Source organism: Zymomonas sp., from assembly GCF_020216885.1.
Taxonomy (GTDB): Bacteria; Pseudomonadota; Alphaproteobacteria; order Sphingomonadales; family Sphingomonadaceae; genus Zymomonas.
Window position 1 is genome coordinate 1 of the sequence record NZ_JAIWON010000018.1, and the last position, 10000, is coordinate 10000.

A 10000-nucleotide genomic window follows, 5' to 3' on the forward strand; every position below is an offset into this window, starting at 1 on the left:
CTGTCTATTCCCAGCCCGCTAGACCTGCCGGACGCGGCAAAGCGCCCCGCCCTTCTCCGGTTGAAAAACGGGCAAGGGAATTGGGCTTGAATGTCCATACGCCTGTTTCTCTGAAAGAGGCCGAAACACAAAAAATATTTGCCGATCATCAAGCGGATGTTGCGGTTGTCGCGGCCTATGGCCTGTTATTACCCAAGAGTATTCTTGAAATGCCGCGCTTGGGTTGTTTAAATGTCCATGGCTCTCTTCTCCCGAAATGGCGCGGTGCCGCCCCTGTCCAACGGGCGATCCTCGCGGGCGATCAGGAAAGCGGCGTAACCATCATGCAGATGGATCGTGGCCTTGATACCGGAGCCATGCTCAAAATAGAAAAAACACCGATAGCAGATAAAAATGCAGGCGCGCTTTCTGACGAAATAGCCCATATTGGGGCGAAATTGATGGTCGAAGTGCTGGCACAGCCCGAACAATATCCGCCTGTCAAACAACCGGAAAGCGGTGAGAGTTACGCGGCCAAAATCGATAAAAGCGAAGCCTTGATCGACTTTTCCAAAGGTGCCGTGCAGGCTGAACGTCAAATCCGCGCTTTTGCCCCCAAACCAGGGGCATTCTTCCTCTATAACGAGGAAAGAATACGCATCTTGGAAGCCCATGTCCAAAATCAGGCTGGTGCCGTTGGTGAAACGCTTGATGATAATCTGTTAATCGGCTGCGGCAGCGATTCTCTCCAGCCAGTCATTGTCCAGCGCGCCGGACGAAAAGCGATGAAACTGGAAGATATGCTGCGCGGTTTTGCCATTCCACGGGGAACGCGTCTTTCATGAATCGCTATCGTCTTACCGTTGAATTTGACGGCCGGAATTTCATGGGCTGGCAACGCCAAAAACATGGGGCAACTATCCAAGGCTCTATCGAAGAAGCGGGAGCCTCCATCGCTGGACAACCGACCCCCGTTCAGGCCGCAGGCCGGACGGATGCCGGTGTTCATGGTTTGGCGATGACCGCCCATATTGACGTTGCCCGCGACTTTACGCCTTTTCGACTGATGGAGGCATTAAACGCCCGTCTGAAACCACGCCCTATCGCTATTCTTTCCTGTGAACAGGTCGATCCTGAATGGCATGCGCGTTTTTCCTGTATTGGCCGCCGCTATCTTTACCGGATTATCAATCGTCGGCCACCTCTAACCTTGGAAGCCGGACGGGCTTGGCATGTGATAAAGCCTTTAGATGCGGAAGCCATGGATATCGCTGCAAAAAGACTGATTGGGCTTCATGACTTCACCACCTTCCGTTCGGTGCATTGTCAGTCAAAAAGTCCGGTTAAAACCCTTGATCATCTTGATGTCAGACGCATAGGCGACCAGATCGAAATCACCGCCGCCGCCCGTTCTTTTTTGCATCATCAAGTCCGGTCAATGGTCGGCTGCCTTGTTTTGGTTGGTCAAGGTCAATGGACAGCTGATGATATGACCACTGCTTTGGAAGCCTGTAACCGAGCAGCCCTTGGCTTTAATGCGCCACCGGATGGCCTGTATTTTACGGAAGCGGTTTATTGACTATAAGAAGCCCCATGACAGAGACCACTGAAAACGAAGAATTACCCTATACCCCTGTCGAAGATGGTATCCGTCTGGCGCTTCGCGTAACGGCTCGCGCCAGCAAGACTGGCATCACTATGCTGGATAAGGATACCGCCGGACGGGGACTGTTCCGTATCCGTGTTGCGGCTCCTCCTGTTGAAGGTGCTTCCAATAAAAATCTGATGGCGTATCTCTCGAAAAGTTTTTCTGTCCCGAAGGGGGCGGTCAGGATAGAATCCGGCGAACATTCCAAAATCAAAATTTTGCATATCGCGGGTGACGTAACGCGTCTGACCGAAATAGCAGAAGATTTCATCAAAAAGGTCAGCTAATGGCGACGGTGGCCTTAATTGAAAAATATCTTTTCCCGCAATTCGTCCAGCCTCACCGGCCTTGAAATGTAAACCGAAAATCGTCCCTTTTTTGTAACAGAATGGGACGGTTTTTATATTTCAAGCCAGATGCCCCGTTATTCAATGCAGCATTCCAAAGGGAATATTGATATAGGCGCAGGCCATCAAGCAGGCTTTAGAAAATCCCTCGCCAAGCAAACGGCAATAATTTACTGGCTATCCATAGATGATAAAAAAACTCCCTACCTCTCCGAAAATCGGCATGGTCTCTTTGGGCTGTCCAAAAGCCTTGGTCGATAGCGAACGCATTCTGACAAAACTCCGTTCAGAAGGCTATAATCTTTCGTCACAATATGACGAAGCCGATGTGGTTTTGGTGAACACCTGCGGCTTTATTGATTCTGCCAAGGAAGAAAGCCTTGATGCCATTGGTGAAGCCATGGCTGAAAATGGTCGGGTTATTGTCACCGGCTGCCTTGGCAATGAGGCCGACCGCATTCGGGAACGTTTCCCCGATATTCTCGCCATCACAGGGGCGCAACAATATGAAGAGGTCGTCTCAGCCGTCCATGATGCCGCCCCAATCGAAGCCTCACCCTATGTCGATTTGGTGCCGGAACAAGGCTTAAAACTCACACCGCGCCATTATAGCTATCTGAAAATCTCCGAAGGCTGTAACCATCGTTGCAGCTTCTGCATCATTCCTTCTCTTCGGGGCGATCTGGTATCTCGCCGTGCTGATGCCATTCTACGCGAAGCTGAAAAATTGGTCGCGGCAGGCACCAAAGAATTGCTGGTGATCGGGCAAGATAGCTCCGCTTATGGTGTTGATCTTCGTCACCAAGAATATCGTTGGAAAGACCGGATGGTAAAGGCCGATCTAACCGAGCTCGCTCGTGGATTGGGTGAATTGGGCGCATGGGTCAGACTGCATTATGTCTATCCCTACCCCCATGTCGATAATCTTATCCCGTTAATTGCGGAAGGTTTAATCCTACCCTATCTGGATATCCCTTTCCAACATGCATCCCCATCTGTCCTAAAGCGAATGAAACGCCCTGCTAATGAAGTAAAAATACTGGATCGGCTTACAAAATGGCGTGAAATCGTGCCCGATATTGCCCTTCGTTCCAGCTTTGTGGTCGGCTTCCCCGGTGAAACCGAACAGGATTTCCAATATCTGTTAGATTGGCTGGACGAAGCCCAACTTGACCGCGTCGGTGCTTTCCGTTTCGAAGCGGTAGAAGGTGCCGCCGCCAATGCTTTCGACGGCGCTGTTCCCGAAGAAGTCAAAAATGAACGTTATCAAAGGCTGATGGAAAAGGCTGCCCAAATTTCAGAAGCCAAATTGCAAGCCAAAATTGGCCGCGACATTGCGACCATCATCGACCGCACCGATGGCGAAGGCGGGGCTTCAGGCCGCAGCTATGCCGATGCGCCTGAAATTGACGGCGAAGTCCATCTTCGCGATGCTGAAAATCTAAACATCGGTGATATCGTGACCGTTCGGGTAGAAGATGCCGATGAACATGATCTTTACGGGGTTACGCTCTCCTAAAATATAAAGGGATGAAAACAACCATATCCCTTTTGTATTTTTGACAAAAATCCGGCTATAAACCTTGGAATAAAAACCGGATTTCAGAACAGTTTCAATAATCAGCTTGGTTATTGAAACTGTCTAAAGGAGCGTAAAAAATGCGTCTGTTCAAATCTTTACTGGCAGTCGACAAAGGCCAACCGGCACAAGAAATCATACCGGTTACGTCTGACGAATTCGAAACATTATTAGCCAAGAATAATGCCGATTTTGCAATGGCTGCCCAATTGGCGCATTTTTCCGGCCAAGCCGGTGAAAGCCTGCTTTTACCCGCCAATGACAAACAACCCGCACAAATTTTAGTCGGGGTCAGCGAAGAGAATTCAATCTGGGATTTGGCTAAATTAGCCAGTCTTTTACCAGAAGGCAGCTATCGCTTGCGCTCCGGTAATGTCGAAAAATTGGCTTTCGGCTGGTTGTTAGCACAACATTATTTTGACCGTTACCACTCTGATCCGCCCGCCCGTGCTACTCGTATTTTGTTCATTGATGGCGATCAAAACGTCATTGACGACATTGTAGCCCAAGCAGAAGCCACCGCTTTAGTGCGTGATCTGGTCGATACGCCCGCTTGTGACTGCGGGCCCGCCGAATTGCAGAAAGCCGTCGAAGAAATCGCCACTATTTTTCAGGCGATTGTGACCACTACCCACGGGAAAGAATTAGATAGTAATTATCCGATGGTGGCTGCCGTCGGACGGGCAGCCGCTCCCCACCGAGCGCCAAGGCTGATCGAATTACAATGGGGTCGTCCCGAACATCCCAGAATAGCGATTGTCGGGAAAGGCGTCTGTTTTGATTCTGGCGGGTTGGATATCAAGCCGTCTTCTTCAATGCTTTTGATGAAAAAAGATATGGGCGGTGCGGCTCATGCCTTGGCATTATCCTATCTAATTATGGCGATGAAATTGCCTGTCCGATTGCATCTGGTCATTCCAGCGGTTGAAAATGCTGTTTCCGGTGATGCAATGCGTCCAGGGGATATCCTGACCAGTCGGAAAGGCACAACGGTTGAAATCGGGAATACTGATGCAGAAGGCCGTCTGGTATTGGCGGATGCTCTGACCAAAGCCAGCGAACCCAATCCCGAATTGATTCTTGATTTTGCCACTCTGACAGGGGCAGCTCGCGTTGCATTGGGTACGGATCTACCCGCCCTTTTCTCCAATGATGACGAACTCGCTCATCAACTCGCAGAATCCGGCAACAAGGTTCAAGATCCTCTATGGCGACTGCCTTTATGGGCGGATTATCTGACGCTTTTAAAATCTTCGATCGCCGATATCAATAATGCGGGTAGCGGCGGCATGGCAGGCGCGATTACGGCCGCATTATTCTTACAGGAATTTGTCGGCGATTCCCTTAAATGGGCGCATTTTGATACTTTTGCATGGCAGGCAACCGCCAAAGCTGGTCGGCCAAAGGGGGGCGCCGCCTATGGCTTGCGGGCGGCATGGCAGATGCTGAAAAGCCGTTTCATCCAAAATGGCTAAATTATTCAGTATCAGGATAATCCCTGATTAAGTTATCCCATCCTATCAGGGGACAGTATTTCCATAATGAAGGATGAGGGAAGATGCCTAAAGTTGAACAAAAAATACCTGCTTTTTGCCTTACACAGAAATCATCTTCTCTCGATCCCAGAATCTATGCCTTTAAAGACGGCTTGGCTGATATCGCTTTGGCCGGTCGTCTTTTTTCTTCCCATTATGTCAAACCTATAATGCGCTATTGCGGGGCATCTGCTTATTTGATGCGAAAACAACCATCAGACAACAGCCCTTCGGTCAGCCAAATTTTACCGGGCGAGGCCTTCTCTATTCTCGAAATATCGGATAACTGGGTATGGGGATACAGCCTTGCCGACCATTATGTCGGCTATTTACCTTTACAAGCCTTATCACCCGATGCGCCCTTACCAGACAAAGCCTTTTATAGCGTCACGGCGATGCAAGGCATCGTTTTTTCCAAAGCTGACATAAAATCACAGCCGTGCCATTTTTGGTCTTTAGGTAGCCGCTTCCAAGGCGAGGAGGAAGGCAATTTCATCAAAAGTCCCTTTGGCTATATTCATAAACGCCATTGCTGCCTTTTAAATAACTTGGGAAAAACAAACAGCGATCCGGTCTCTTTTGCCGAAAAGATGATTGGTCTTCCCTATCTTTGGGGTGGACGCGGTTCTGGTGGGATAGATTGCTCCGGCCTTGTCCAGCTTAGCCTTCAGATGACCGGACAGAAAGCTCCTCGCGATAGCGATATGCAACGTAGCCAATTAGGCCATGAAATCGCGCCTGATGCTCCACTTTTACGAGGGGACTATATCTTTTTCGCGGGGCATGTCGGTATAATGACGGATGAAAAAACACTGCTTCATGCCAATGCTTTTTCCATGAGCGTAACGCTTGAAGCTTTGTCAGATGTTGTTACACGCTTATCCAAAACAAACCCCTCGCCTATTCTGGCACGGCGGAGATTATAATTATGACGGCTCTTTTTATTGATGGTGGCGCAGGCACGACCGGCCTTGAAATTCGTGAAAGATTGGCGAACCGGCCTGAATTTTCGATTATTACTCTAAGCGAAGAAGATCGCAAAGATAGAAACGCCCGTGAAGAGGCTTTAAATCAGGCGGATATCGTTATCTTATGCCTGCCGGATGATGCCGCAAAAGAAGCGGTTTCTATGGTCAAAAATCCAAAAACGCGGATTGTTGATGCCTCTACCGCGCATCGGACAGCCAAAGATTGGGTCTATGGCCTCCCCGAATTAACGAAAGGCCAGAAAGAACGCATCCAGTCCGCTCGTTTTGTCGCTAATCCGGGTTGTTATCCCAGCGGCTTTTTGTCACTGGTTCGGCCACTGACAGAAACCGCGCTAATTTCAGATCAACAATTGCTGACCGTTCATGCGGTTTCCGGTTATTCCGGTGGTGGCCGTAAAATGATCGAATCTTATGAATCCGGCACAAAACCATCTGCATTCAAAGGCTATGGCCTGTCTCTCAAACATAAACATATTCCCGAAATGCAGCATCATGCAGGACTGACAATGCCGCCGATTTTCTCTCCGGCAGTCTCTCCTTGCTATCGCGGCATGTTGGTGCATGTGCCGTTATCTGCGGGTCTTTTTTCTCAAAAGGTCACACTGGAAGATATTCATCATATTCTAGCCGCGCATCATCAGGATTCCGCCACTATTCGGGTTAAACCCTTGTCAGAGTCACAGGCTATGACCCAAATCGAAATCGAGCATTGCGCCAATAGTGACCGGATGGAATTATTCGTTTTCGGGAACGAAAGCACTGGCCAAATTTTATTGGTGGCCGCCCTTGATAATCTTGGGAAAGGCGCTGCTGGTGCTGCGGTGCAGAATATCAACCTGATGTCAGGCTGTCCTGAAACCAGCGGTTTAAGATTATAAAATTATCCCCACGATCTGGGTCTTGCAATGGCCTGTCACAAGCATAAAACCGCCTCAAAATAGGCGGTTTTACTTGTAAGATCGCTCATAAACCGCTTGCATCTACTAGGATAATAGTCCTGTGTTGCTAAAAAAGAGTCCTGTCTTGAACGCTTTTCTGAAAATAACGGGTGTTGCCGCCCTTTCCGTTATCGGTGCCAACTCGGCTTCTGCTGATATTGTCAGCGATCGCTTCTCCGCGGTTACTGCCGCAGAACAGGCTTTCCGGCAACAACCCGATAATTCAGATATCCAGTTTAAACTAGGGCGGGCTTATCTGATGGCCGGACGGTATCTTTCGGCTTGGCAATGCCTGAACAAGCTGGTCTTGCGCGATCCTTATAATGAAAAAGCCCGCCTTTATATGGGGCTTGCTGCGATCGGCAATAATAACAAGACTGCCGCCCAAACTATTCTATCACCGATCACAAAGCTTTCCCCTGTTGATCTTGGTCTGGCACTGACTTTGGCCGGACAACCCAATGAAGCCATCAAAAGAATGGAACCGCTTCTTTCAACACCCTCCAATTCAGCTAGACTTCGACAGAATCTAGCCTTTGCTTATGCGATGGCAGAACGCTGGAATGATGCCTCAAAAATGGCAGGTCAGGATTTATCCGCCGATCAGGTCAATGCCCGCTTGTCCCAATGGAGCCGCGTTATCCGAGAAAAGAACGGTGCCGTTCAACTTCAAGCCTTTATCGGCGTGCCTCCTGCCAAGGATTATGGCTTTCTTTCTTCTGCACCTGCCTCTAATCCGACAGTTCAAACGACGTCCCCTGTTACATCCCCAAAAGCAGACAGCACGGCGCCCCGCCCGACAGTCAGCACCGCTATAATGCCAGCATCTTCCTCGGCTCCAGTTGCGCCTTCAATCTCACAACCAACCAAAACAGCGGTCAAAGAAAACCCGATCCCCGTTCCTGCAAAGCCTGCAACACCTGCCCCAGCCGCTTTTTCTAACGATCAAAATGGGCAGCCTATAGCTACATCGACTTCCTCAACAACGGCACCGGCAACACGGCCAGCGGCAATATTGACGGCGGCGACCAATCCCAATGCCCCTTCAACCATTACCGAGATAGAGTTACCCTCGGCTAACAGTACGCAACCCGCTCCCAGAGCGTCCAGTAATCCGACTATCTCCGATAGCGATCGCCTCAGTGACAACGCCCCAAAAACGCCTATAGTAACCGTCAAAGAGAAAACCGCTCCACAACAAACAGCTCCAAGCCCCAAGAAAAGCCTCAATCTACCAATCAAAGAAATTCTGGCAGAGAATAAATCCACTAAGGCTACAGCGACAACCGCGCAAAACAGTCCCGATAAAAAAGAAAGCCTGCCTCAAAATACAGCCGCCCTAAAAGCAGACTCCAAAAAGGAAGCCAAGGATTGTGCTTCTTCCACCTGCTATAATGTGACCTATCCGGCCATTCAGTTAGCCACCCATAAATTGCCGATCACCCCAGCGGCAACAGAACAAAGCCATAAGATATTACAGAGTATACAGGCCAAATTACCTAGCGCCGCGAAATATAAAATCATCACCTATAGCGAAACAGGCAGTCCGGTCTATCGCCTGCTCTTGACTGGATTTGCTTCTGCCAAAGAAGCACAGGAAAGCTGTAATAGCCTGATGAAAAAAGAGGTTGCCTGTATGGCTTCCAGCTATAAAGAAGCGGTGCCGACAACCAAATCAGTCAAAAAAACAAAATAGCCCTTCAATCTCGATAAAAGACATCTTCTAAACAGGCGCGCATAGGCAGGACTGAATAAAGACGTTTGCCTGAAAGAAAGGCTCCAAGTCTGCCCTTTTCTCAAAATCATTTACCGCAAAATCCAGATGGCTTTATGCCTCCAAAGGCTTTCCGATCCGTCCTCTCAAGGCCTCCTGATGATCTTGAAAAATGGCTTTTATGAGAAGACCTTTTTACTATTCCAAAAACTCATCTTTTTAATAAATACTTATTATTTCAAAGTATATCTTATTGACGATTCAGATCAATACAGAAAAAAATAACTAAAAATACGTTATGTTTGTCAAAAATTATGCCTTGTCATATAAATTATCAATGATACTCCGTAGTATATATTTATTTATTTCTTATTTAACATAATACATATAAAAGTTTTGCAAAATGACTGACCAGACAAAAGATGCCTCCCAAACACAGCCTTCCTCGGGGCAAATTCCTCCGCGTAAGTCTGGTAAATTATGGTTCATTATCGGCTGTATCCTCTTGATATGCGCTGGTTTTGGCGGTTTCCGCTTGTGGCATTATTTTGAACATAAAAATGATTTGCCACCCCATATAGAAGGCAGCAATGGCCGTCTGGAAATGACTCGCTTTGATGTCGCGGCCAAATATGCTGGGCGGATTACCGATCTGTCTTTCCATGAAGGCGATATCGTTCAGACGGGACAAATCCTTGCCCATCAGGACGATTCCGAACTTCGCGCCCAACGGGACGCGGCACAGGCCAATTTTGAACAGGCACAGGAATCGGTTCGCCGTGCCGAAGCCGAACAGGCCGCGGCTCATGCGTCAACTGGATTGGCAGCACAACAACTGATGCACACAAAACAAATGATAGCACAGTCGTTGGTCTCGGATATGGAATTGCAGAACAGCCAAACGGCTTATACCACGCGCAAGCTCTCCGAAGAGGCGAGCCAACATAACGTCGCCGCCGCCAAAGAAGCTGTGAAAGCCGCCTCGGCACAAATTGCCCGTTTGGATGCCAATTTAGCGGAAATGGCGATTCGAGCGCCCACCAGTGGGCAAATCGAATATCGCATTGCGGAAAAAGGCTCAGTGCTTGGTCAGGGTGGTCGTTTGGCTTCTCTACTCGACCCCTCTGATATTTATCTAACTGTCTTTTTTGAATCGGCGGTCGCTGGAAAATTGCATGTTGGAGATGAAGCGCGCATCAAATTGGATGCGATGAATGATCGCCTTGTGCCTGCACAGATTTCTTTTGTCTCACCAGAGGCTCAATTTACGC

At 48.8% G+C, this 10000-nt stretch carries 9 protein-coding genes; all 9 read left to right on the forward strand.

Going from position 1 to position 10000, the window contains the following annotated elements:
• Positions 1 to 824, forward strand: an 824-nt coding sequence (gene fmt / locus LDL18_RS00945; protein ID WP_296506208.1) for a methionyl-tRNA formyltransferase, incomplete at its 5' end; no start/stop codon positions are given.
• Complete coding sequence (gene truA, locus LDL18_RS00950; RefSeq protein ID WP_296506209.1) at positions 821 to 1558, forward strand: tRNA pseudouridine(38-40) synthase TruA; 738 nt, start codon at positions 821 to 823, stop codon at positions 1556 to 1558. The genes fmt and truA, both read left to right, overlap by 4 nt.
• A gap of 14 nt (positions 1559 to 1572) precedes the next feature.
• Positions 1573 to 1914, forward strand: a complete 342-nt coding sequence (locus tag LDL18_RS00955; protein ID WP_296506210.1) for a DUF167 domain-containing protein — start codon at positions 1573 to 1575, stop codon at positions 1912 to 1914.
• Between the two features lie 247 nt (positions 1915 to 2161).
• Positions 2162 to 3493 (forward strand): 30S ribosomal protein S12 methylthiotransferase RimO, encoded by a 1332-nt coding sequence (rimO, locus tag LDL18_RS00960; protein ID WP_296506211.1) that lies wholly within the window; start codon positions 2162 to 2164, stop codon positions 3491 to 3493.
• Between the two features lie 140 nt (positions 3494 to 3633).
• Complete coding sequence (locus tag LDL18_RS00965) at positions 3634 to 5028, forward strand: leucyl aminopeptidase family protein (protein ID WP_296506212.1); 1395 nt, start codon at positions 3634 to 3636, stop codon at positions 5026 to 5028.
• Between the two features lie 83 nt (positions 5029 to 5111).
• A complete protein-coding gene (locus tag LDL18_RS00970; RefSeq protein ID WP_296506213.1) occupies positions 5112 to 6014 on the forward strand; it encodes an NlpC/P60 family protein in 903 nt (300 codons plus the stop codon).
• 2 nt (positions 6015 to 6016) lie between these two features.
• Positions 6017 to 6955 carry an N-acetyl-gamma-glutamyl-phosphate reductase gene (gene argC / locus LDL18_RS00975; protein WP_296506214.1) on the forward strand — a complete coding sequence of 313 codons (939 nt, stop codon included), beginning with the start codon at positions 6017 to 6019 and terminating at the stop codon, positions 6953 to 6955.
• 145 nt (positions 6956 to 7100) lie between these two features.
• Entirely contained in the window at positions 7101 to 8711 is a 1611-nt protein-coding gene (locus LDL18_RS00980) for an SPOR domain-containing protein (RefSeq protein ID WP_296506215.1), read from the forward strand.
• 421 nt (positions 8712 to 9132) lie between these two features.
• Positions 9133 to 10000, forward strand: an 868-nt coding sequence (locus LDL18_RS00985) for an HlyD family efflux transporter periplasmic adaptor subunit (RefSeq protein WP_296506216.1), incomplete at its 3' end; no start/stop codon positions are given.